Below are 23,246 nucleotides of genomic sequence, written 5' to 3'. Positions count from 1 at the left end.
CTTTTGTAAAATCTTTATCAGAAGAAAATGGCGATGATGCTATTGTAACAGTAGCATAATTAGTAAATAACTTATTTGGTAAATTGTAAAATGAAGTTGAACACTTGCCCTGATTAGAAAATGAAAAAAGTCCATTGGACTTCTTTGATAGAATGTAATTACCCAAAATTCTAGAAAGAAGTTACCAATGAACTCCCTTAATTCTACCATATCTAATCACCAAAAGGGCCAACATCTTGCTTTGCAAGACCGCGTAATTATCCAAGTTTTACGCAGCCAAGTCCAGTCCCTGCGTCAAATTGCCCGTGCCCTCAACTGTTCGCCCACCACGGTCAAGTACGAGCTTGAACGGGGCCAGATTTCTTTGTATCACGGCAAACGTTACCGCTACGATGCCCAGGAAGCGCAAAGACGCTACCAGATAAGGCGCTTAAACTGCGGCCGTAAGCAAGCTTTTCTAGCCAAAACCCGCTTCATTAAGTACGTTGAAACGCACTTCTTCAAGCAGGGCTGGTCGCTTGATGCCTGCGCCGGTCGCGCCTTAGCCAGCGGCGCCTTTACCCAGAATGAAACAGTCTGCACCAAGACGCTTTACCATTATGTGGAACTTGGTTTATTACAGATTAAGGCAATTGACTTGCCTGAGTGCTTAAGCCGTAAGACGAAAGCCAAACGGTACGCCAGCATAAACGCAGATTGGGCCGCAGTATTAGTGAACGGCCTGCTGCTATTAACCAGCGCCGCGAGTTTGGCCACTGGGGGTGCGACTTAGTTTTAGGACATAAAACTAAAGATGACCAGGCTCTCTTGACCCTGTATGAACGCATGACCCGCAAATTCATGATTATCCCGATTAAGGATAAGACGGCTGCCAGCCAGCGTCATGGCAGCCTTTAAAACCTTGCGCAGTCAATACCAGGAACACTGGCACGAAGTCTTTAAGACCATTACCACGGATAATGGGTCTGAGTTTGCGGATTTAGCCCAGTTAGAAGAAGCAGCGCAGACGCTGGTCTACTACGCGCACCCTTACACCTCGTGCGAGAAGGGCGGGGTTGAGCGGCACAACCGGTTAATTCGGCGCTTCATTCCTAAAGGCAAGTCCATCAAGGATTATGACTTAAGGCAAATCTATGGCATTGAGGACTGGTGTAATAACCTGCCCCGCAAGATCTTAGCCTACCACACACCCGATGAATTATATGAAAGAAGATTAGATTGCATCTATCAGATTAAATAGGGTGTTCAACTTAAAATTGCAATTTTCAACTATCAACATTTATAGCTTTAATATAACCGCCATGACCGATATTGTAGTATTGTTTGCCTTTAATTGTTTTATATGGTAGATAATACCAGTTCATATCTTTGTGATTAAAGGAATAACGCTTGGTTATTGGATTGGATAAAGCTTTAATTTTGCCAGACTATCTTACTGAAGCACCTTTTTTAAGCAGCCTATTCGTTTTAAGATAAGAATATTTTTTCTTACCCTTTTTGTTATAAACACGAGTCTTATGATTCAAGGTTAGCTTGCCTTGCTCAGAATTTACATTTGACGTAGTAGTTTGAGCTTGATCAATATTAGTTGTAGTAACTGCTAATGATGTTGTTGTCAATATTCCAGCTAATAAGCTAATAAACAATTTTTTGTTAATTTTCATTGTAATTACCCCTTTATCATTAAATTCTAATAGCTATCTGGTTAATTGTCTATTTAAAGCTGATAATTTCACCTAAAACAAAAAGGCAGCAACGAGCCTGCTTATTTTTGAATAATACTTAAATATCATTTTTGATTTTTATCTGACGGCTTATGCTTATTCAAAGATATAACTGTTTAACTGTTCTCGGTTTAAGATTTTCATCATTTATTTTTGCCCTCTTTTTGTGTTAGCAACAGTATTTTTACGTTATAGTATAGACCAATTACTAAAATATAGCTTGACCAATTAATTAAAAAAGGCTAATATTCCATAAGCAAGTTGAATTAATTAATTAGTCCAAAATAGTTATTTTTGCTAGACCAAAGGAGAAGTATATGTGTGGAATTGTTGGCATAGTTGGAAAATCAGCTAGAGAAATTGTTTTAAATGGATTGTCTAAGCTTGAATACCGCGGATATGATTCAGCTGGAATTTATCTTAATAATTTAGCTGGAAAAGAATTTTTAACTAAAACAACCGGTCGTATTCAGGATTTAAAAAGTAAAATGACACCTGATGAACAAGGATTAGTTGGAATTGGTCATACTCGTTGGGCTACTCATGGCAAACCAACTGAAAATAATGCTCACCCCCAATTTGATGAAACCGAACGTTTTTATTTGGTTCACAATGGTGTAATTGAAAATTACCAGGACATCAAAAAGAAATATCTCAAAGATGTTTCCTTTAAATCTGACACAGACACTGAAGTAATTGTTCAATTAATTAGCAAATTTGCTCGTGAAAAAAATGAAGATGCCTTTACGGCTCTAAAGCAGGCCCTACAATTAATTAAGGGATCATATGCCCTTTTATTGGTAGATAATCAAAATCCTGACCATATTTTTATTGCTAAAAATAAATCTCCTTTGATGCTTGGACTTGGTAAGGACTTTAATGTTATTGCATCCGACGCTTTATCTGTATTGGATCAAACCAAAACTTTCGTTGATTTACAAGATGGTGAAGTCGGAGACATTACTCAAAACGGGTATCAGCTTGAAACTATTGCAGGTCAAAAAGTTGAACATCAACCCTATGAGTTAAATATTGATGAAAGTGCTGCTTCTAAAGGCACTTATGAGTTTTATATGCTTAAAGAAATCAGTGAACAACCTAGTGTTTTACGGCACTTAGATCAACATTATCTTGATCAAAATGGTGATCCTAAAGTAGATGCCAAAATTATCAATGCTTTATCAAAGGCAGACAGATTCTATATCTTTGCTGCTGGTACAAGTTACCATGCGGGTTTAGTTGGCAAACAGCTTTTTGAAGAGTTGACCAAGATTCCAACTGAAGTTGGATTTGCATCAGAAGCAGGATATCATTTTCCTATGATGTCCAAGCATCCATTCTTTATTTTCTTATCGCAATCAGGTGAAACGGCCGATTCACGCGTTGTCTTACAACAGGCGATTAAACGTGGCATTCCCAGTCTAACTTTGACGAATGTGCCTAATTCAACTTTGGCACGCGAAGCTAATTATGCCATGTCACTTGAAGCAGGACCTGAAATAGCTGTTGCCTCAACTAAGGCGTATACAGCTCAAGTTGCTGTTCAAGCTATTGTAGCTAAAGCTTTAGGAGAAAAATTAGGTATTAAAGACGCTGCAGCATTTGACTTAAAAAAGAATTTTGCTTTAGCTGCTGAAGGAATTGAACAAGTGATTTCCAGTCAGTCAAAAATTGAGCAGCTTGCTCAGAAATATATTATACCAAGTCGCAATGCCTTTTACATCGGCAGGGGGATTGACTATCCAGTAGCTTTAGAGGCCGCCCTTAAACTCAAAGAAGTGTCTTATATTCAAACAGAAGGTTTTGCGGCAGCGGAATTGAAGCATGGCACAATTTCATTGATTGAAAAAGGCACACCTGTAATTGCTTTGATTAATGATCCTGTCACAGCGGATTTAATGCGAGGAAACATTCAGGAGGTAATTGCACGTGGAGCAACTGTTATTACTATTGCGCGTAAATCATTAGCAAAACCAGCCGATGAGATTGTTTTACCTGAAGTTAATTATTATCTTTCGCCACTTGTCAGTGTGGTAGCAGCACAATTATTTGCATATTTTGCAGCAAAAGATAAAGGCTTGGATGTGGACAAACCACGTAATTTAGCTAAAAGTGTAACCGTAGAATAATATTTTGGTCTTTTTTTGGAAGCATATTGGCAGGAAAGAAAGGCTCAAAAATTAAATTACATTATTGATTAATCCTTGACAGATAAAAGAGTAGGCAAACCACTAAAAAACGATATGACCCTCAAATTTGGAAGTTATATCAAAATTAAGGCTTGTCTACTTTTTTAGTATGGCCAATGACCTACTTTTTTCCCAGACTCTTTTGTATAATAAAGAAAATAGTGAAAATGTGTAGGAGGATATTATTTTGGCAATAAAGTTGATTGCGGTAGATCTAGATGGCACTTTGTTAACAACTACAAAGCAAATTTTACCTGAAACTGAGAGGGTTCTTAAACAAGCAGATAGTCAGGGAATTAAAATTGTTTTGGCTTCAGGAAGACCTTTATCTGGTGTAAAGGAATTTAATCAGCAATTAGGTTTGGAAGGTAAAAAACAGTATGATATTGTTTTTAATGGTGCTGTAATTCAGGATTTAGCGGGCAATATCTTAATGAATGAAGAAATGAATTATCGTGACTTTACTAATATGCGAAAACTGCAAAGATTGGCACATGTTAACCTTCACTTTGAAACCCCAGAATGCTATTGGACTTGTGATCGTAATATTGGTGTTAATCTGTCTAGGAATGCAACTTTTACAAATAATGTACTTAAAGTACGTAAAACTGAAGAAATAACACAAGACTTTACTTTTAATAAAGTGGGTCTCAGCGTACTTGACGATGAGAGAGAAGTTGATAAATTATGGAATAATATTCCCCAATGGGCTTTCGCAAAATATGATATTGTTCGCAGTTTTTCGTCAATTGTTGAAATCAACATTAAAGATGCTTCTAAGGGAAATGCTGTTTTGCAATTGGCTGAAAGATTAAAAATTAAGCCAAGTCAAGTTATGGTTTTTGGCGATCAGGGCAATGATGTTTCCATGTTTACGAATCCTGACTTTATGAAAATTGCCATGGGTAACGCAATTGAAGAAATAAAAGATTATGCCAATTATGTGACAGAAGATAATGACCATGATGGAATTGCCAAAGCAATAAAAAAGTTTGTTCTGTAGTAAAATAAAGTTGAGTTGATTATTATGGTAGAAAAAAATAGAGAACATAATATTTCCGAAGCTGAGTGGGAAGTTATGAGAATAGTGTGGACTTTAGGAGAAATTCATACTGGTGAAGTGATTCAGCAGCTACAGGCAAAAAAGAACTGGTCTGAATCTACTATCAAAACTTTGATGGGACGTTTGGTCAAAAAGGGTTTGTTAAAAACCCGTAAAGATGGTCGTCGTTTCGTTTATTCTGCTACTGTTACTCAGATCGAAATGATGATTCAGGTCACAAAAGAAATGATGAGTCACATGTGTGATATGCATAAAGGTCAGGTAATGATAGCTATTCTGAAAGATATGCCTCTTGCTCAGGGTGACATCGCTAAGATAGAAAAAGAACTTGCTTATAAAAAAGAAAGTGCTCCTGAAATGGTTAATTGTAACTGTTTAGCTTCGGGTCAACGTGACTGTTAGATTAAATAGTTAATATTAATGTGGGAGGTTAATTTAATGAAAAAATTTGCTAGTATTTTATTTCGAGTGATTTTTACTGCAGCGGTTTGTATTTCTGGCTTTCTGCTACTTGAGTCGCCAATAACTATTAATGTGCAAAATGTTCGTGGCATGGCACAGAAAGTAATTAAAAAAAGCGTAAATGATACTGGTGATTCAAGGCTAAAAGGTACCTTGAAACTGGCTAAAGATTTCGGTGTTGAAGACAAAATTTTAGAGCAATTACCTAAAAAGTATCATAATGATATGTCTTATGTCAGCTTATATAATCTCGGTGTTACTTATCAAGAAAATGGAGAAGTGTCTGCTAAGAATTTGTCTTTTCCTGAAAATAATGAAGTACAAAAAGCTGTAAGCAACCTGCTGCTAAATAAAATTAACAATGGTTTAGACGAAAACAAGGACAAAGTTAACCAAACTATTAGTATTTTTCATTATTGCCTTTTTGCAACAATATTAGTTTTTATTTTAGCTGCGTTATTAATGTTATTTGGTAAATATTGGGCTGCAATTATTTTAATCATTGCAGCTATCGGATCATTTGGAGCATTACAATTTTTAGCAAATCAATTAGTTCGATGGCTTGAAAGTAACACTGCGCCTGGGATAACGTTAACCACTTCACCTATTCTATGGGTCGGGTTAGCCTTAGGCGTAATTGCTGCAATTATTTGGCCTCTTATTTTAAAATTAACTAAAAAGCGGCAGTAAATAATTTATAATTTAACTAAAGTATTAGCCGAATATAGAGCGGCTAATGCTTTTTTGCTTTTTAAATTCACTATTTATATTTAGAAAATTTATGCTAAAATTAACTGTGACAGTTTGAAAATAGGAATAAAGGACAATTTATGTATTACTTTTTGAATAATAGGTTAGATGCAAACAGTTCAGGAATAGAACACGCAGAAGTTAAAAGATTAATGCTCTTTAAACGTAATCATGTAAAGGCAAAAATAGTTATGGAATTTTATAATCGTTTTGCTCACCGCAACTTGCCTCTGTATGGCATGACCGATGATGATTATGTTAATATGTTTGATTTTTTTGCTGGTACAGTAAAGTTTACTAATCGTATTGTAACTATAAAAGATTTGCCGATTCCGAGTGACAATAAGGTGAAACAAATTGATAATGGTTATGAAGTCTATGAAGACAATCGTAAAACTATGACCGTTAATATGTTGTCTAATGGTAGTGTTGATACAATTAAATATTATAATGGTGATGTTAACTGCATTAAACAAGACTTTTACGATACACGTGGTTTTAAAAGCATGACTCAAATTTATGATACGGTTGATGGCCATTTGATTTATGAATTGTTTTTCCGTCCAGATAATACTATATATTACGAAATTTCTTATGAAAAGCGACCAAATTCATATCCAGCCACTAACATTCAAATGACTGATAGTCATGGTATTGTCCACTCACTAATGAATAATGGTCAGGCCTTTACCATCATGCTTGATGAATTGAACCAGCAAGATGGGGATGAAAGATCGACGTTTATTTCCGACCGTTCAAACATTACCAACGTACCAATGATTAATATGAAGACGCCGGCTAGAAAAATCGAGCATTTTCACAACATTCATTTCAGAGATTACTGGGATCCTACTTCACCTCTTACTTACAACTCTATTTCTAATAATGAGCTACTTAGTAAAACAGATTTGGTAGTCACTCCTAGTAAACACCAGGCAGATGATATGCGTAAAAGGTTGCGGACACAAGTACCGATCGTAGGTATTCCTGTTGGAATAGTGCCAGATGAGCAGCTACACGCTGAACATATCCCGATGAGTGAGCGCACTAAAGGTAAAATAATAATCATAGCCCGATTATTTTATGAAAAACGGATTGATGATGCCATCAAAGCTTTCAATCAGGCTTACCAAAAAAATAACTCGTTAACTTTAGATATTTATGGTTACGGTAATGGTGCTGATAATTTTAAGGAAGAAAAAATGTTAAAAAAATTGGTGCAGGATCTGGGATTGGAAGACGTAGTCCATTTTATGGGTTACACCAAAAATATGGATTACGTTTATGACACTGCGCAACTTTCAATTCTGTCTTCACGGTATGAGGGAGCACCTCTTTCAATAGTTGAGGCTCAGTCACATGGTGTCCCGGTAATTTCATATGACATTAATTACGGTCCGGCTGATTTGATTGCGGACGGTCAAAGTGGCTTTATTGTACCAAGCGGTCATGTAGATGATTTAGCTGCCAAAATTACAGAATTTTTTGCCAGTCCAAAATTACGCAGGAAGCTGAACGATGGTGCGTATGAGAACGCCAAGCGTTCATCAAGTGAAAATGTCTGGCGTTATTGGCAAAAATATGTGATTGATACTGACAAATAACTGGCTCTTTGTCAAACATCCTAAAGTGGGAAGTAGATAGAAGTATGACGATACTTTTATCTGCTTTTTCTTTATACTTAAAGTTGAAGTTGAGGTCGCCAACAGGATTGAATCTTTGAATTCGATTTTCAAACGGGCCCGTAAGGATAATGCCCTTTGCTAGTTAGGTTAGGATGAGGATCTTAAAGATCGTATTAAGAAAATGAACAAAGACGCTATTCTGCTTCAATAATTCTAGGAGGTGTTACAGTGAATGTTATTGGTATTGACATTAGTCGTGGTAAAAGTCATGCCACTTTAATTACTACTGATTTTGAAAAGCAAAATTTTGCTTTGAGTCATAATTGCAGCGGTTTTAAGCAATTAGCCGCTTATCTGACAAATCCTGCTTTAGTTATTTTTGAAACCACAGGGATTTATTCTGCTCAGTTAGCTTATTATTTAAGCCAAAATAAAATTAAATTTTGTGAGCTTAATCCGCTGGAAGCAAAAATGAGAATGTCATCTTTGTGGCGGAACAAGACAGATGCTAGCGATTCCTTCAAACTAGCTTTATTTAGGAATCACGCAGGCAGCCGTTATTCGTACTAGAAGTCGACATTATACTGATGTCCACTATCAGTCTTTGCGTTTTTTAGCTGTGCAATATCACAAATTAAGCCAAGAGCGGGTTAGAATTGAAAATCAGTTGCGTTCAGCGCTAGAGCTGTCTTTCCCTGAGTTATTCCCTGAGTTAAACGATATTTTCCCCGTTATTCGCTCTGTTGTAGCCTTGCAAATGATTCGTAAGTATACACATCCAGATTATTTGGCTGGACTGACGGTTAAAGGAATGACTGAACAGCTTTATCGAATAATCGGTGAACATATTACTAAGAAATTAATTGCCAGCTATTGCACTAAAGTTTGGACAGCTGCACTCAATTCATATCCTGCCATTGCCGCTGATTCAATTGAAATATCAATCATTGGCATGTTATGCGATGAAATTGAAGGTTATAACCAGCGTGTTGCCCTAATCAAAGATCAGCTAATTAAAAAGGCAGCTAGTTTTCCAGAATTTAAGCTTATCAGCAGTATACCAGGAGCGAGACAGCTAAACACGGTCCTGTTAATGGGATTTGCCAGCCAACATCTTCTTTAACCAGAATGAATTTTTTGATTGACTGTGGATCTTTGACGGCCCAAGCATCATAAAATGACTGCAGGAGACCAGCTTGGTAAACTTTTTGCTTATGGCCGTTAACCAAGCGGAAAAAATAATCTTCAAAAACAATGTTTTGATCTTTAATATCAAAATATAATTATTAAGAGAGGACATAATTCAAACCTTCTAAAAATATTGAGTGGTGTTAATATTTTATTACAAGAAGCAAGAGGAAGATGTCCTCCTTTTTATGCAATAAAAAACCTATTAACAGCTTACCAAATGGATAAGTCATCAACAGGACAAATTATAGAGCTACTATTTTGGCTACTGCTTTTTAATATGTCAAAACCACTATTTATATTTAGAAAATTTATGCTAAAATTAACTATGACAGTTTGAATATAGGAATAAAGGACAATTTATGTATTATTTTTTAGATAGTAATCTAGCTACAAACAGTTCAGGAATAGAACACGCAGAAGTTAAAAGATTAATGCTCTTTAAACGTAATCATGTTAAAGCAAAAATAACGACGAAAGAATTTAACCGTTTTGTTCATCGTTATTTGGATCTTTATGGCATGACCGATGATGATTATGTTAATATGTTTGATTTTTTTGCTGGTACAGTAAAGTTTACTAATCGTATTGTAACTATAAAAGATTTGCCGATTCCGAGTGACAATATGGTGAAACAAATTGATAATGGTTATGAAGTCTATGAAGACAATCGTAAAACTATGACCGTTAATATGTTGTCTAATGGTAGCGTTGATACAATCAAATATTATAATGGTGATGTTAACTGTATAAAACAAGACTTTTACGATACACGTGGTTTTAAAAGCATGACTCAAATTTATGATACGGTTGATGGCCATTTGATTTATGAATTGTTTTTCCGTCCAGATAATACTATATATTACGAAATTTCTTATGAAAAGCGACCAAATTCATATCCAGCCACTAACATTCAAATGACTGATAGTCATGGTATTGTCCACTCACTAATGAATGATGGTCAGGCCTTTACCATCATGCTTGATGAATTGAACCAGCAAGATGGGGATGAGAGATCGACGTTTATTTCCGACCGCAGTGGTATTACCAACATGCCAATGATTAATATGAAGACGCCGGCTAGAAAAATCGAGCATTTTCACAACATTCATTTCAGAGATTACTGGGATCCTAGTTCACCGCTTACTTATAATTCAATTTCTAATAACGAATTACTGAGTAAAACAGATTTGGTAGTCACACCTAGTAAGCATCAGGCAGATGACATGCGTAAAAGATTAAGGACGCAAGTTCCGATAGTTTCAATACCAGTTGGAATAGTTCCTGATGAGCAGCTACAGGCAGAACATGTTCCAATGAGTGAACGTATTAAAGGAAAAATAATAATCATAGCCAGATTATTTCACGAAAAGCGTATCGATGATGCGATCAAAGCTTTTAATCAGGCTTACCAAAAAAATAACTCGTTAACTTTAGATATTTATGGTTACGGTAATGGTGCTGATAATTTTAAAGAAGAAAAAATGTTAAAGAAACTGGTGCAGGATCTGGGATTAGAAGATGTTATTCATTTTATGGGTTATACACAAGATATGGATTCGGTGTATGACAATGCGCAACTTTCACTTCTTTCTTCACGATATGAAGGAGCGCCGCTTTCAATAGTTGAAGCCCAATCACACGGTGTACCCGTAATCGCTTATGATATTAACTATGGTCCTGCAGATCTGATTGCGGATGGGCAAAGCGGCTTTGTTGTTCCTAGTGGTCACATTGATGAACTGGCAGCCAAAATTACAGAATTTTTTGCCAGTCCTAAATTACGCAGAAAATTGAATGAGGGAGCGTATGAAAATGCCAAACGCTCATCCAGTGAGAATGTTTGGCGCTACTGGCAGAAATATGTGATTGATACAGATAATTAAGTATTTAAAAAAATTACTCACCTTGAATTTCAAGGTGATTTTTCTTTATTTTAAATTTATTGCATTCTTAACAAATGTGAGTTACTATGGTTAACTAGTTAGCTTGCTAACTAAATTTTAGGAGGAATTTGAATGCAAAGAAAATTAGATGCAAAATTAATTTGTTCAATTTTCGCAGCCGGATTAATGTCTTTTTCAGGTGTGCTAATTGAAACAGCGGGAAACGTTATTTTTCCTGTTTTAATGAATGATTTTCATGTTAATATGGCTACCGTACAGTGGATGACAACTGGTTATTTGTTAGTTGCTTCTATTATTATGCCATTATCTGCATATTTAAAAAGAAATTTTAGTTCAAGAAAACTTTTTGTGACAGCCGCTACCTTATTTATTTGCGGTTTAGTAATTGATGCAGTAGCAAATCAATTTATTTTTCTGGTACTTGGTCGTGTCATCCAAGGAGCAGGTGCAGGAATAGCTATTCCATTAATGTTTAATATTATTTTGGAACGGACACCATTAGATAAAATTGGATTGCTTATGGGAATAGGAACAATGATTACAGCGGTCGCTCCAGCTTTAGGTCCAACTTTTGGTGGATTAGTCGTCAACACTTTAGGTTGGCGCTACATATTTATTTTTATCATTCCTGTGATGATTATTTCTCTGCTAATGGGTATAGCTTCAATTAATGATGAATCCAAAAAAATTTCACATGCTCAACTCGATACAGCAGGATTTCTGAGTATTGCTTTAACATTCATAGGTTTTATTTTTGCTTTTAGCAATTTGTCTACCATATTACAAAAACCATTGATGTTCATTTTGCCTCTGGCAGTTGGTGTTATTTGCTTAATTGTTTTTATGAAGCATTCTTTAAATACTGCTACTCCGTTAATTAATATTAGAGTTTTTAAAAACACTAAATTTACTCAAGGCATAACAGCTTATTTTATTTTTCAAGTTAATACCTTAGGATTGTCGTTCATTTTGCCAAATTATGTTCAAATTGTTAATCATTCTACAGCAATGACTGCAGGTCTTCTGCTTCTAACTGGTGGACTTGTTGGAGCAGTGCTCTCACCAATTAGTGGCAGATTGCTCGACAATTATGGTCCCAGAAAGCCAATTATGACTGGTGCTTTTTTTGAAATAATAGGCGGCATTCTTTATTGTTTATTTGCTTCCTCACTATCATCTGGCAAAATTATTCTGTTTTATACTATTACAATGATGGGTATAGGCCTGGTAATGGGAGATACAATGACTGCTTCCATTGGTCAATTAGATGAAAAAGAAAATACAGATGGCAATGGTCTGTTCAATATGGCACAGCAATTTGCTGGAGCCGTCGGCACGGCAATTATTTCAGCTATTATGCAATTTGTAGAACAGCTGAGTAATCAAAGCTCTACTACCGGAAAATACATTGAAGCTGCTCAAGTAGGTTTTATTTTTATTCTGATTATTGTTCTTGTTGGTGTATACTTACTTTATCAAGCTACAAAATCGGTAAAAACAAAGGAATAGAGTAAGATTAATGAACAGATTAGGATTAGCCTTACAGCGTATACAAAATACTTTTAATCGTAATGCTGATTACTACGCTAGAAAAATTGGCTTAACCGGAACACAGATGCTAATTATTGAATATTTGGCTTCATTTGCCCAAAACAAGTCAATTTATCAGAAGGATATTGAGCATGAATTTAACATTAGGAAGTCTACTGCTACTAATGTATTACGCTTAATGGAAGAAAAAGGCTTAATTACCAAAAAAGTTGATCAACATGATACACGGTTTAAAGCAATAATCCTAACTGAGAAAGCTATCAAGCTGGGACCAAAAATAACTAATTATTTTGTCAATTCTGAGAATAGTTATGCCAAAATTTTAGGAGCCGATACGAAGACAGAATTAGTAAAAAATCTACAGAAGCTGAATGAAGCCATATCTGATAAATAGATCAAAAAAATAGTTATTGCATGAAAGCAATAACTATTTTTAATTTACCTATCTTTCGTAATTAGGTGCTTTTTTTGTAATTTGGACATCATGGGGATGAGATTCTCTTAAACCGGCATTAGTAATTTTTACAAATTGAGCATTTTCACGTAAATCATTGATAGTGGCTGCACCCACATAACCCATGCCTGAACGCAGACCACCAATAATTTGGAAAATAATATCAGAAACATCACCTTTATATTCCACGCGTGCTTCTACACCTTCAGGTACCAATTTGTTAGCCTCATTGACGCCGCCCTGGAAATATCTGTCTGAAGATCCATGGGCTTGAGCCATTGCGCCGACTGAACCCATACCACGATAGGTTTTATATTTTTGACCATCGCTTTCAAACACTTCACCGGGTGCTTCAGTTGTACCTGACAACATACTTCCAAGCATGACTGCATTTCCGCCCGCAGCGAGGGCCTTAACAATGTCACCTGAGTACTTCATTCCACCATCTGCAATTATTGGTTTGTGGTATTCTCTGGCAGCAGTAGCGGCATCATAAATTGCAGTAATTTGCGGAACTCCGACACCAGCAACGACACGGGTAGTACAAATGGAGCCAGGACCAATACCCACTTTAACAATATCAACTCCAGCATCAAAAAGAGCTCTAGCGGCATCTCCAGTTGCAATGTTTCCGGCTATTAACGTAACATGAGGAAAATGATCCCTGATTTCTTTGATTTTACGCAAAACACCAGCTGAATGACCGTGAGCAGTATCAATGACAATTGCATCTGCACCCTTTTCGATAAGTGCTTCAGCACGTTCAAATGTATCACTTGTGACTCCAATAGCAGCAGCAACAAGCAGGTGATTGTTGTCATCGACAGCTGCTTTGGTAATGTTAGATGGAACAACAACATTTTTGACGTTTGCAACTTCGCCAGCTTGGGCAGAAATGGACATGTTTTTATGGATCACACCTAAACCACCTTGCAAAGCAATTGCTATTGCCATTGCACCTTCGGTCACTGTATCCATTCCGGCACTGATAATAGGAATATTGAGTTTCAGATTAGGCGCTAATTGAGTATGAAGATCTACTTCATTTGGCAATACATGGCTTTCCGCTGGAATCAATAACACATCGTCAAACGTTAAGCCCTCTTTAACAAATTTTGTTGTCCAATTTGACATTTAATGCACTCTCCTTTTCAAAAATATTAAAGTTAAATTGATTACACTTTACTAGTGATTTTAACCTTGGTCAAGACAAAATTATAGATCGTATTGTTAAAATTATAATATTACTACCGAAGTATTTCAATGCAAAAATCGAACAAAATCACAATATAAATAGTCATTGTAAGTAATAAATAAAAATGTTATGATTTTTAATATTGATTTGTAGCTATATAATAGCTTTGATGATAAAGAAGGTAATTAGAATTCGCTTAAAATGTTCGTATTTATAGTGATTTTGTTAAGGAGAAAAAGATGATCCAAAAATTATCGCGTAAGTTTGTTGACGGATTGCCTAAGGCTGAACTGCATGTTCATATAGAGGGAACACTAGAAGCCGAAATGGAATTTGCCGTCGCTAAGAGAAACCAGATTGATATTGGTGCTAAGACTCCAGCGGATATTGACAGGAATTATGGAGTAGGATTGCCGGAATTTCTAAAGGCATACTATAAAGGGATGCAGGTCTTGCGTACTAAACAAGATTTCTATGATTTGACTGCAGCTTTTTTGCGCAAAGAAGCTGACAGTAATGTTAAGCACCTTGAATTATTTTTTGATCCTCAAGCGCACACTAGTCGGGGTATCCCTTTTGCTACAGTGATTGAGGGCATTCATGAAGCGATTGTTGATGCAGCATCATTAGACATTGATGTACAGTTAATAATGTGCTTTTTAAGAGAGTATTCACAAGAATCAGCAATGCAAACTTTAAAAGAAGCTGAACCATATCATAAAAAAGGCTGGATATTAGGTGTTGGTCTTGATTCAGATGAGCATCATAACCCACCTTTGAAGTTTATGCTGGTTTTTGCTAAGGCCCGAGCTCAAGGTTATTATTTAACAATGCATTGTGATCTGCACCAAGTTGATTCAGTTGATCATATAAAACAAGCTTTAGAAATTATTACGGTGGATCGTTTGGATCATGGCTTAAATATTGTTGAAAATGCGGATTTAATGACATTTTTAACAGACCAAAAAATTGGTATAACAGCATGTCCCATGGCTTATTTTTACACCCGCAAAGTTATGGAACAAGAGGCCATTAATAAGCTTTTTAATAGCGGTGCACTGATTAGTTTTAATTCCGATGATCCGGCTTATAAGGGTAGTAATTATATTAATGATGTTTACTATAAATTTGCCCAAAAGTGTGATTGGAGTGAAAAAGAACTGATTCGAATAGCACAAAATTCATTTAAAACATCTTGGATCAGTCAGCAGGAAAAAGAAAGCTATCTTGCCCAAATAGATGAATATATCTCAAGTAAAAGGTGATATTTCTAAATAGAAAATATATTTTGTGCCAAAAATTAAATTATATTTAAAAACTGTTAAAAATGTGGTAGAATTTATCTAATTGTTGCTGATTTAAAAACTATAAGTAATAAGGTTAAACCAATGACAGTTTCTAAATGTATGATGATAGGTGTTCAAAACTTAAAGCAATTTTGTAAAAAGGATTGTCCTTTTGAAAATTGCTTTTTTGTGCTGGCTAGATAACTAAATGAGGTCAAAAATGAACGAAAATGCGATTGAAGTTCATAATCTTTCTAAGGATTATTTTATTAGCAGCAGGGGTGAAAACTGGCGTGCAGTTGTTAAAAATATTTTTAAGCCTGAAAAGACGGCAGTGCAGGCAGTAAAAGCGCTCAATTTTACTATCAAGAATGGTGAAAAAGTTGGCTTTATTGGCAAAAACGGGGCGGGAAAGACCACGACCATTAAGATGCTGACTGGGACCTTGTTTCCATCAGCCGGAACTTGCAGGGTAAATGGCTATGATCCTACAAAAAGGATAAATGATTTCAAAAAGTCAATCTCAGTCGTTATGGGAAATAGATCGCAACTTTTTCCTGATTTAACCCCTAGAGATTATTTGAAATTATTGCAGTCAATGTACGATATACCGGAAGAAATTTTTCAAAAAACGGTCAATGATCTGGCTCAGATATTAAATGTAACTTCAAAATTAGATGTACAAACCCGCAAATTATCACTGGGAGAACGAATGAAAGTAGAATTTCTGGCCGGCGTAGCAACCAGACCAAAAATACTCTTTTTAGATGAACCGACTATTGGTTTAGACGTTTTGGCAAAAAGGGATATACGCAAGTTTTTGCTAAGGCTGAACCAGGAAGAAAAATTGACTGTCTTTCTTACCTCACATGATATGGAAGATATTGCAACTATCTGTGATCACCTGATCATTGTAAATAGCGGTCAGATAATGTGGGATGGACCAAAAACAGATTTATTAGAGAGGTTTAATCAGAATAAATATATTACTTTTATTAAATCGGAGAACTTCAACGAAAGTAAGTTGGGCGCCAAGATTATTGATCAGGATGATTTGACCGTGACAATTAAAGTTCCTGTAGAAAAGGTAGATGACCAGATCGCTCAGTTGGCACGGGATAATCAAGGCTCCGACTATCAAATAAATGACCTGAAGCTTGAAGATATTATCTTAGAGCTATTTGCTGAGGAGAAAGAAAAATGATAAAAACCTACTTTTCAGTAAGCAAGATCTCATTGAAGTCTATATTAGCCAATAAAAGCAGCGTCATAATTTTGCTTCTGCAAGCACTGGTACCAAGTTTAGTGATGTTTTATTTGTGGTCATTAATATTGAATCATGGTCAAACTATTGGTGGTTTTAGCAAAAATCAAATGGTAATTTATTATATTGGGGTTAATTTTATTAATTCTTTTGTATGGTATGCAGTTGACTGGGAATTAAATGATGATATCCATTCAGGAGAATTGTCTAATATCATCCATAGACCAATTACAATTGAAAAATATTATTTTGCTAAAATGCTGGGCGACAGACTGGCAAATTTAATTTTGCTTGCTCCGATTTTAATCATTGGATTTGTCTATATAGTTGCGTGTAATTTAATTCATGTTTCTTTACTCGTGCTACTTGAATTTGCATTTAGTTTAATTATGGCAGCCATATTATGGTTTCTTTTTTCTTATATTATTGGTAGTGTAGCGTACTGGTTTGACAATCTTTTCTTTGTTTTACTGGTAAAAGAAGTTGTAGTCAATCTGCTGGCAGGTTTTTACTTTCCCCTGGAAATTTTGCCGCCTTTTTTGGTAAAAATAATTAAACTACTGCCATTTCAATATTTCAGCTCTTTTCCAATTGATACGCTTGTTAAAGCATTACCATCAAATATATGGCTTAAAAACACAATAATTGAAATTGTATGGATGATAGTTTTTTATTTAATAGTAAAAATAGTTAATAAAGAAGGGCTTCAGAGATACTCTGATGTAATGGGTTGATTATGAAAAGTAAACTTAAAGTAGTCAAATCGTTAATTAAAATTGCCTTATTGCAAACTATTAGTTTCAGGTTAGACACATTATTTGGGATAATCTCTTCTATATTGTGGTTAGGCATTCCGATCGCTTTTTTTAAGGTAATCTATTTAAATGTTGATACTATCGGTGGTTGGACCTACAAAGAATGTCTGTTGCTAGTTGGCGTTTATACTATGCTTGACGGCTTCTTAATGGCTTTCTTGGTCAAATCAATGCCTAAAATGGAAAAAGACATTAGAGAAGGAACCTTAGATTCAATTTTATTAAAACCAATTAACGCTAAGGTATATTACTTTTTTAGTGCAATTGAATTTACACAATTAATTAATTCGGTGCTGGGACTATTTGTAATTATTTATGCATGTCAGGGTATAAGTGTTAATATAGGCCAGGTGTTGTTCTTTTTGCTTTCTTGCGTTTTTGGCTGCATTTTATACTATTCTCTTTGGTATTTATGGACAATTTCGGCATTTTGGTTTCCCACAAATTTTGGCAGAAATGATTTATTTTTAAGTATGATACAAATGAGTCGCTACCCTGCAAGTATTTATCGGGGACTGGGTAATATTATTTTTAATTTCATCCTGCCTTTTGGACTAATTGCTTGTCCTGCAACAATTATTTTAATAAGGCCACGGCAATGGCAAATAATGTTATTGCAACTTTTGATAGCCTTAGTATTCTTATTTTTAGACCATTGGGTATGGAATTTAGGCTTGAGGAAATATAATGGAGCAGGTAGATAAAAAGAATTATTATTTTTGAATTAAATACTTGCATAGCATTAGAGGTTTTTCTAAAATAATCCTGTTAGTTTTTATTTAGAATATAGGAAATGGGATAGACTTTGAAAGACGAACTTCTTACAATTAGTTTAAATGATACAGTAGTAAAAGCAGCTAAGGCTAATCTGGAAAATTATGGACTTTCTGTGGCAAAATATCTACAGTTAATGCTGTTTTTGGCCGCTGATAATAAGGCCGAGCTTAAGCAAATAATGGTGGATAAAAATGATCTGACTCAATGGTTAAAGCGATTAGATGCAGATTAATAAGGGGGAAAACTTACTGAAAAATCAGTAAGTTTTTTTTGAGCATTTATGTTTACATTTGTAGATATATAATTTATACTAAACCTAGTTTACAAATGTAGACATTAATAATAAGCTTCAACTGGGAGGAATTATCATGAATAAAATTATTATCTTAGGTTTAGGTCTTGCACTAATAGCTTTTATTGCATGGTGGTTCTTTGGTAGCCATCACGTAGAAGAGGAGAAAGCCACTATGAAGTCAAACAAACAGAGTGTTGATATTGAAGTTAAAGGTGGTTATTCACCAGAAAGAGTTGTTCTTAAAAGGGGAGTACCCGCTACTTTAAACTTTAAGAGAACAGACTCATCCAATTGTTTAGATCATGTTGTATTTTCAGATTTTGGCATAAATCAGAAATTACCTGAAGGCAAAGTAGAAACGGTTAAAATAGATACTTCAAAACCAGGTGAATATCAATGGGAATGTAGTATGAACATGTTTCATGGTAAGGTAATTGTCAAATAGCTAAGGAAAAACAATGAAAATTACAACACGTTTTTGGACGTCGCTAATATTATCACTGCCAATGCTGCTTGAAATGATTATTCATCCTTTTACTGGATGGATGCTGCCAGGTGGCGAATGGACCATGCTTATTTTTACAACAATAATTATGTTGATTTCAGCAGGCCCATTTATTACTAGTGCCTGGTCTGCCTTTAAAAAGCACCATTCAAATATGGATACCCTCGTTGCTTTAGGAACAGCGATAACTTATATTTACAGTATTTATGCGATGTTTACTAAAAGACCTGTTTTCTTTGAAAGTGCTGCTTTTGTTATTACTTTCGTCTTATTAGGGCAGGTTTTAGAAGAAAAAATGCGGGCAACTGCTTCTGACGCTATGGGGAAATTGCTTAATTTAGGTGCAAAAAATGCCTTAGTAAAGCGCGATAAGCAATTTGTCAGTATTCCTATCACTGAAGTTGTGAAGGGCGACTATATACAAGTAATGCCTGGGCAAAAAGTACCAGTTGATGGCAAAATTGTTTCTGGCAATTCAAGCATTGATGAATCTATGGTAACTGGTGAAAGTATGCTGGTTAAAAAAGTGACAGGCGATCAGGTAATAGGAGCTACAATCAATCAAACGGGATCATTTGTAATGCAAGCCCAAAAAGTTGGTAATGAAACGATGTTGGCGCAAATTATTGAGATTGTTAAAAAGGCACAGAACAGTCATGCACCGATTCAAAAATTAACTGATAAGGTTGCAAATATTTTTGTTCCCACAGTTTTGATTATTGCAATAGGAACATTTTTAGTTTGGTATATTTTTTTAGGTAAAAGCATAGCAACTGCATTAGTTTTTGCCGTTGCGGTTATGGTTATTGCCTGTCCTTGTGCTTTAGGGCTGGCAACACCCACTGCATTAATGGTTGGAACTGGTCGTGGTGCCAAAATGGGAATCCTAATTAAAAATGGAGAAATTTTAGAGGCTGCAAACAGCATTGATACTATAGTTTTTGATAAAACGGGAACGATTACCAAAGGTCAACCACAAGTAACAGATATTGTTGGAGATAAAGAAAATGTCCTACAATACGCTGCCAGTTTAGAGAAATTATCTGAACATCCTCTCGCTCCAGCTATATTAGCCGCAGCTAAAAAGGAAAAGTTGCGGTTAAAAACGGTAGAAAATTTTACTGTAATTGAGGGATGGGGTGTCACTGGTAAAATTTCTGATGCAAATGTTGCGGTTGGCAGTCCAAAAAAACAAGAAGAAATTAAAATTGCTCCAGATTTAGAAGAGCAAATAGTGGCATTGCAAAATGAGGCAAAAACAGTAGTGTCTGTTGTTCAAGATAATCAAGTGCTGGGTCTAATTGCAATTCAGGATGCTCCTAAAGTGAATGCCAAAAATGCGATAAACGACTTACATCGTTTAGGCTTGAAAACTGTCATGTTAACTGGAGATAATCAACAAGTAGCCCACGCTATTGCAGAACAGGTGGATATCGATCAGGTAATTGCTGAGGTTTTGCCGGTTGATAAAGCAGCAGTTATTAAAAAATTGCAGGAGAAGCACCATGTCGCCTTTGTTGGTGATGGGATCAACGATGCGCCAGCTCTAACCCAAGCAGATGTTGGAATTGCCATGGGTTCGGGTACGGATGTTGCCATCGATGCAGGCGGTATCGTGCTTATTAAAAATGATTTAGAAGACGTTGTTCGCGCTTTGAAACTTAGTCGCAAGACTTTTAATAGGATAAAGCTAAATCTGTTTTGGGCTTTCATTTATAATGTACTGGGTATTCCAGTTGCCGCTGGTGTTTTTGCAGGTGTGGGTCTCACACTTAGTCCGGAAATAGCAGGATTAGCAATGGCCTTTAGTTCATTATCGGTTGTAATCAGTTCAGTTATGTTAGGAAAAACAAAAATATAGATATAAAAATAGCAGTCGCAAATCTTGCGACTGCTATTTTACTGTGTAAGCTTTAATAATGGTGTTTACCTTTAGCCAGAACTGGCTTGATTTGGCTAATATAAGCAAAAATGCCAACTATCAGCCAGATGAAGGTAATAAATACACTATAAGTTAGGTTGGCGCTACCAGTTTTGATGTAAGTAACAGGTTCTGCAAAAGGGAATAATAAAGCAATTGCTTTTAACCATTCAGGATAAGCTGAAATTACAACTAGTACTCCTGATACTAATTGGGCTAAACTGCTAAAAATATTCTCCAAAAAGTAGGGATCATTCATTTGCCATGAGATGGCCCAAGATACAAAACCTAAAACGCAGCCATAAATACATAAAAGCGGTAGCATGAGCAAAGCTCGTTCAATAATGACTATGGGAGCACCGGCTAAGTACAATAGAAATAAGTTAATTAATGCTAAAATGCAACCTATAATAATGGCAACAATACATTTAGAAAGCCAATACATGATACTGAAAGGTCTTTTGGCAATTAATTCAAAGTCAATTTTTAAGTCTGCATCATTAATCATAGCAGAACAAAATGTTTCAAGAGCAAGTACCGCAGCATCTATTGCAATTGAACTGATTGCAACATCCCAGTTAAATTGATTAGAATACTGCATATTGATTAATACTAACAGGGCCAGATTTATCATTGGTGTGATAAAGAAATAAGTTAGTTTGGTACGCCAATTATTGAGAAAAGAAAGGCCAGAGAATTGTGTAGCAAACATTAGATAATTTTCAGAGCTCCTTTCTTTCTGACAAGGTCGTTAATTTTTCTCACAATAATCACAATTAACAAAAGCCAGAGAAGTAAACTGCAAAAATAAGCAGTCCAGTTGAGACTTTTATTATGGGACAAAGCAGCAATTGGTCCAGTTATAGGAATAAACCACTGAGAAAACTTGGTTAAGGGATTCAAAATGGTCTCATTGCCAAACAATCCTGCTAATAACAATATAGGAGTGCCAATTAAGCCCTCATAAACCATTGCATTAGGTGAAAGAGTAAGAAATGAAGAAATTAAAATTCCCATTACTGAGCATCCGATCCACAGTAGAAAAATTAGCAAAATCTGGTACAGAGAAATTTTACCAGTAGCTACTCCTAAAATTTTGGCAAGAATATAAGCAATAGGAAATGAAAATAAACCATAGCTCGAAGCAGGTAAAAGTAAAGTAATTAAAGAAGCTCGCTCGTCATATTGACTGTTTAGCAAATATGGCAGCGTTCCTTTGTAACGTTCAAATCCGATACAACCGGCAACGGTTGTACACGAAGTCCACGTGCCAAAAATACCACTTTGCAGCCACAATTGTGGATTATTCAAATCATGAGAAGCATAGGCCATAATATATTGCATCAAGAAAATGGAAACAGTACTAGTGATTGTTAACCAGACAAAGTACTGATCGGAAAGATAATCTTTTACATGAAAGAGGAAAAGGCGAATAAAACGCATATCTAATTCCTCCTTAGTTTAGGAGCTATTGCCAAATAAGCTTCTTCCAAATTTTTAGGTTTTTGGTTGATTTCTTTTCCAGCCAAACCCAAAACAGCAGAAACGGTGCCAGTGAAAAAAACTTTTCCTGCACCTAGAATAACTACATTTTTAGCTAGCTTTTCAACTTCTGACATCGTGTGACTTGTTAATAAAATACTAATGCCGGAATCTGCTAATTTTTTAATAGTCTTATGAACGCTTTGCGCTATTTCAACATCTAAACCGCTAGTAGGTTCATCTAAAAGTAATAAACTTGGACTATTTAACAAGGAACGGGCGATATGCAGTCTTTGCATCATTCCTTTAGAAAATTTCCCTACCTTTTTATTTGCGACATTATCCAGCTCAACAATAGACAGAACTCGCTGTATTTCTGTTTTTTGCTTACGAAAGGATACTTTGGCCAGATCCGCAAAAAATTGTAAATTTTGCTTTGCTGTAGCGTTACGGTAAAACCCTAGATCACCACCAAAAGAAACACCTATGATGGGTCTTTTACGAGCAGTAGTAATATCCTGTCCGTTTAAAATTACCTGACCAGAAGTAGGGAGCAAATAGCCACCTATAATTGAGACAGTGGTAGTTTTCCCCGCACCATTAGGTCCTAAGAGAGCTAATATTTCTCCTTGATCAATTGTAAAAGAAACATCGTCTAAAGCTTGAAACTTTTGGTTTTTATCTTTATATGTTTCTATTAAATGTTTAACTTGTAAAATATTATTCAATTTTATCTCCAAAATTAATTTGTTGGAACTTCATCAATTATAAAGGAAGGATGATCAAGTTCTTT

At 35.5% G+C, this 23,246-nt stretch carries 23 protein-coding genes and 1 pseudogene; 18 read left to right on the top strand and 6 right to left on the bottom strand.

Annotated elements, in window-relative coordinates; all coding sequences use genetic code 11:
* Positions 1-187 precede the first annotated feature (187 nt).
* A pseudogene (locus LDM92_RS08960) lies at positions 188-1,240 on the top strand (IS30 family transposase).
* Between the two features lie 25 nt (positions 1,241-1,265).
* Here the strand turns inward: LDM92_RS08960 and LDM92_RS08955 are convergent.
* Together LDM92_RS08955 and LDM92_RS08950 are read right to left on the bottom strand one after the other, a co-directional pair.
* Positions 1,266-1,364 (bottom strand): SLAP domain-containing protein, encoded by a 99-nt coding sequence (locus LDM92_RS08955; protein ID WP_223902944.1) that lies wholly within the window; start codon positions 1,362-1,364, stop codon positions 1,266-1,268.
* Between the two features lie 63 nt (positions 1,365-1,427).
* Positions 1,428-1,664, bottom strand: coding sequence for a hypothetical protein (locus LDM92_RS08950; protein WP_223902943.1), 237 nt, complete (start codon positions 1,662-1,664; stop codon positions 1,428-1,430).
* A 377-nt stretch (positions 1,665-2,041) separates the two neighbouring features.
* On the opposite strand from LDM92_RS08950, the gene glmS reads away from it, so the two are divergent.
* From glmS to LDM92_RS08900, 10 genes are all read left to right on the top strand, one after another.
* Positions 2,042-3,853, top strand: coding sequence for a glutamine--fructose-6-phosphate transaminase (isomerizing) (gene glmS / locus LDM92_RS08945; RefSeq protein ID WP_223902942.1), 1,812 nt, complete (start codon positions 2,042-2,044; stop codon positions 3,851-3,853).
* Between the two features lie 247 nt (positions 3,854-4,100).
* Positions 4,101-4,916 carry a Cof-type HAD-IIB family hydrolase gene (locus LDM92_RS08940; RefSeq protein ID WP_223902941.1) on the top strand — a complete coding sequence of 272 codons (816 nt, stop codon included), beginning with the start codon at positions 4,101-4,103 and terminating at the stop codon, positions 4,914-4,916.
* Between the two features lie 24 nt (positions 4,917-4,940).
* Positions 4,941-5,378 (top strand): CopY/TcrY family copper transport repressor, encoded by a 438-nt coding sequence (locus LDM92_RS08935; RefSeq protein WP_223902940.1) that lies wholly within the window; start codon positions 4,941-4,943, stop codon positions 5,376-5,378.
* 36 nt (positions 5,379-5,414) lie between these two features.
* Positions 5,415-6,128: a hypothetical protein gene (locus tag LDM92_RS08930; RefSeq protein ID WP_223902939.1), complete on the top strand. Its 714-nt coding sequence runs from the start codon at positions 5,415-5,417 to the stop codon at positions 6,126-6,128.
* Positions 6,129-6,268: 140 nt separating this feature from the next.
* Positions 6,269-7,792: a glycosyltransferase gene (locus LDM92_RS08925; protein WP_223902938.1), complete on the top strand. Its 1,524-nt coding sequence runs from the start codon at positions 6,269-6,271 to the stop codon at positions 7,790-7,792.
* A gap of 249 nt (positions 7,793-8,041) precedes the next feature.
* Positions 8,042-8,383, top strand: coding sequence for an IS110 family transposase (locus LDM92_RS08920; protein WP_223902937.1), 342 nt, complete (start codon positions 8,042-8,044; stop codon positions 8,381-8,383).
* 34 nt (positions 8,384-8,417) lie between these two features.
* A complete protein-coding gene (locus LDM92_RS08915; RefSeq protein ID WP_223902936.1) occupies positions 8,418-8,936 on the top strand; it encodes an IS110 family transposase in 519 nt (172 codons plus the stop codon).
* 427 nt (positions 8,937-9,363) lie between these two features.
* The gene (locus LDM92_RS08910; RefSeq protein WP_223902935.1) at positions 9,364-10,887 is read left to right on the top strand and encodes a glycosyltransferase; all 1,524 of its coding nucleotides are present in this window, start codon (positions 9,364-9,366) and stop codon (positions 10,885-10,887) included.
* Positions 10,888-11,019: 132 nt separating this feature from the next.
* Positions 11,020-12,417 (top strand): DHA2 family efflux MFS transporter permease subunit, encoded by a 1,398-nt coding sequence (locus LDM92_RS08905; RefSeq protein WP_223902934.1) that lies wholly within the window; start codon positions 11,020-11,022, stop codon positions 12,415-12,417.
* A gap of 10 nt (positions 12,418-12,427) precedes the next feature.
* Positions 12,428-12,853, top strand: coding sequence for a MarR family winged helix-turn-helix transcriptional regulator (locus LDM92_RS08900; RefSeq protein ID WP_223902933.1), 426 nt, complete (start codon positions 12,428-12,430; stop codon positions 12,851-12,853).
* A 48-nt stretch (positions 12,854-12,901) separates the two neighbouring features.
* Here the strand turns inward: LDM92_RS08900 and guaB are convergent, their stop codons facing one another.
* Positions 12,902-14,047, bottom strand: coding sequence for an IMP dehydrogenase (gene guaB, locus LDM92_RS08895; protein WP_223902932.1), 1,146 nt, complete (start codon positions 14,045-14,047; stop codon positions 12,902-12,904).
* Positions 14,048-14,347: 300 nt separating this feature from the next.
* On the opposite strand from guaB, the gene add reads away from it, so the two are divergent.
* The 7 genes from add (at position 14,348) to LDM92_RS08860 (ending at position 20,911) form a co-directional block, all read left to right on the top strand.
* Complete coding sequence (add, locus tag LDM92_RS08890; protein WP_223902931.1) at positions 14,348-15,373, top strand: adenosine deaminase; 1,026 nt, start codon at positions 14,348-14,350, stop codon at positions 15,371-15,373.
* 241 nt (positions 15,374-15,614) lie between these two features.
* Positions 15,615-16,598, top strand: coding sequence for an ABC transporter ATP-binding protein (locus LDM92_RS08885; protein ID WP_046331916.1), 984 nt, complete (start codon positions 15,615-15,617; stop codon positions 16,596-16,598).
* Positions 16,595-17,392, top strand: a complete 798-nt coding sequence (locus LDM92_RS08880; RefSeq protein ID WP_223902930.1) for an ABC transporter permease — start codon at positions 16,595-16,597, stop codon at positions 17,390-17,392. Before LDM92_RS08885 ends, LDM92_RS08880 begins: the two co-directional genes overlap by 4 nt.
* Positions 17,393-17,394: 2 nt before the next feature.
* On the top strand, positions 17,395-18,177 hold the full coding sequence (locus LDM92_RS08875) for an ABC transporter permease (protein ID WP_223902929.1): 783 nt from the start codon (positions 17,395-17,397) through the stop codon (positions 18,175-18,177).
* Between the two features lie 101 nt (positions 18,178-18,278).
* A complete protein-coding gene (locus LDM92_RS08870) occupies positions 18,279-18,482 on the top strand; it encodes a hypothetical protein (protein WP_198203111.1) in 204 nt (67 codons plus the stop codon).
* A gap of 136 nt (positions 18,483-18,618) precedes the next feature.
* The gene (locus LDM92_RS08865; protein ID WP_223902928.1) at positions 18,619-18,990 is read left to right on the top strand and encodes a cupredoxin domain-containing protein; all 372 of its coding nucleotides are present in this window, start codon (positions 18,619-18,621) and stop codon (positions 18,988-18,990) included.
* A gap of 13 nt (positions 18,991-19,003) precedes the next feature.
* The gene (locus tag LDM92_RS08860; protein WP_223902927.1) at positions 19,004-20,911 is read left to right on the top strand and encodes a copper-translocating P-type ATPase; all 1,908 of its coding nucleotides are present in this window, start codon (positions 19,004-19,006) and stop codon (positions 20,909-20,911) included.
* Positions 20,912-20,963: 52 nt separating this feature from the next.
* Here LDM92_RS08860 and LDM92_RS08855 read toward each other — a convergent pair whose 3' ends face one another.
* Genes LDM92_RS08855 through LDM92_RS08845 form a run of 3 tightly spaced genes read right to left on the bottom strand, consistent with a single transcriptional unit; the run spans position 20,964 to position 23,181 of the window.
* Positions 20,964-21,683, bottom strand: coding sequence for an antibiotic transporter permease (locus tag LDM92_RS08855; RefSeq protein ID WP_223902926.1), 720 nt, complete (start codon positions 21,681-21,683; stop codon positions 20,964-20,966).
* Positions 21,683-22,414, bottom strand: coding sequence for a multidrug ABC transporter permease (locus LDM92_RS08850; protein ID WP_223902925.1), 732 nt, complete (start codon positions 22,412-22,414; stop codon positions 21,683-21,685). Before LDM92_RS08850 ends, LDM92_RS08855 begins: the two co-directional genes overlap by 1 nt.
* Positions 22,415-22,416: 2 nt before the next feature.
* The gene (locus LDM92_RS08845; protein WP_223902924.1) at positions 22,417-23,181 is read right to left on the bottom strand and encodes an ABC transporter ATP-binding protein; all 765 of its coding nucleotides are present in this window, start codon (positions 23,179-23,181) and stop codon (positions 22,417-22,419) included.
* Positions 23,182-23,246 lie beyond the last annotated feature (65 nt).

Origin of the sequence: Lactobacillus laiwuensis (genome assembly GCF_019972835.1) — a bacterium.
Classification (GTDB): Bacteria; Bacillota; Bacilli; order Lactobacillales; family Lactobacillaceae; genus Lactobacillus; species Lactobacillus laiwuensis.
Note: the sequence above shows the minus strand (reverse complement) of the source record. Positions and strands in the feature narration are given on the sequence as shown.

Excerpts from the sequence above, each read along its gene's own strand:
- LDM92_RS08880 (WP_223902930.1), top strand. The coding sequence starts at position 16,595 with ATGATAAAAACCTACTTTTCAGTAAGCAAGATCTCATTGAAGTCTATA.
- LDM92_RS08855 (WP_223902926.1), bottom strand. The coding sequence starts at position 21,683 with ATGTTTGCTACACAATTCTCTGGCCTTTCTTTTCTCAATAATTGGCGT.
- LDM92_RS08910 (WP_223902935.1), top strand. The coding sequence starts at position 9,364 with ATGTATTATTTTTTAGATAGTAATCTAGCTACAAACAGTTCAGGAATA.
- LDM92_RS08955 (WP_223902944.1), bottom strand. The coding sequence starts at position 1,364 with ATGAACTGGTATTATCTACCATATAAAACAATTAAAGGCAAACAATAC.
- LDM92_RS08900 (WP_223902933.1), top strand. The coding sequence starts at position 12,428 with ATGAACAGATTAGGATTAGCCTTACAGCGTATACAAAATACTTTTAAT.
- LDM92_RS08875 (WP_223902929.1), top strand. The coding sequence starts at position 17,395 with ATGAAAAGTAAACTTAAAGTAGTCAAATCGTTAATTAAAATTGCCTTA.
- guaB (WP_223902932.1), bottom strand. The coding sequence starts at position 14,047 with ATGTCAAATTGGACAACAAAATTTGTTAAAGAGGGCTTAACGTTTGAC.
- add (WP_223902931.1), top strand. The coding sequence starts at position 14,348 with ATGATCCAAAAATTATCGCGTAAGTTTGTTGACGGATTGCCTAAGGCT.
- LDM92_RS08860 (WP_223902927.1), top strand. The coding sequence starts at position 19,004 with ATGAAAATTACAACACGTTTTTGGACGTCGCTAATATTATCACTGCCA.
- LDM92_RS08905 (WP_223902934.1), top strand. The coding sequence starts at position 11,020 with ATGCAAAGAAAATTAGATGCAAAATTAATTTGTTCAATTTTCGCAGCC.
- LDM92_RS08925 (WP_223902938.1), top strand. The coding sequence starts at position 6,269 with ATGTATTACTTTTTGAATAATAGGTTAGATGCAAACAGTTCAGGAATA.
- LDM92_RS08865 (WP_223902928.1), top strand. The coding sequence starts at position 18,619 with ATGAATAAAATTATTATCTTAGGTTTAGGTCTTGCACTAATAGCTTTT.
- LDM92_RS08930 (WP_223902939.1), top strand. The coding sequence starts at position 5,415 with ATGAAAAAATTTGCTAGTATTTTATTTCGAGTGATTTTTACTGCAGCG.
- glmS (WP_223902942.1), top strand. The coding sequence starts at position 2,042 with ATGTGTGGAATTGTTGGCATAGTTGGAAAATCAGCTAGAGAAATTGTT.
- LDM92_RS08935 (WP_223902940.1), top strand. The coding sequence starts at position 4,941 with ATGGTAGAAAAAAATAGAGAACATAATATTTCCGAAGCTGAGTGGGAA.
- LDM92_RS08950 (WP_223902943.1), bottom strand. The coding sequence starts at position 1,664 with ATGAAAATTAACAAAAAATTGTTTATTAGCTTATTAGCTGGAATATTG.
- LDM92_RS08850 (WP_223902925.1), bottom strand. The coding sequence starts at position 22,414 with ATGCGTTTTATTCGCCTTTTCCTCTTTCATGTAAAAGATTATCTTTCC.
- LDM92_RS08885 (WP_046331916.1), top strand. The coding sequence starts at position 15,615 with ATGAACGAAAATGCGATTGAAGTTCATAATCTTTCTAAGGATTATTTT.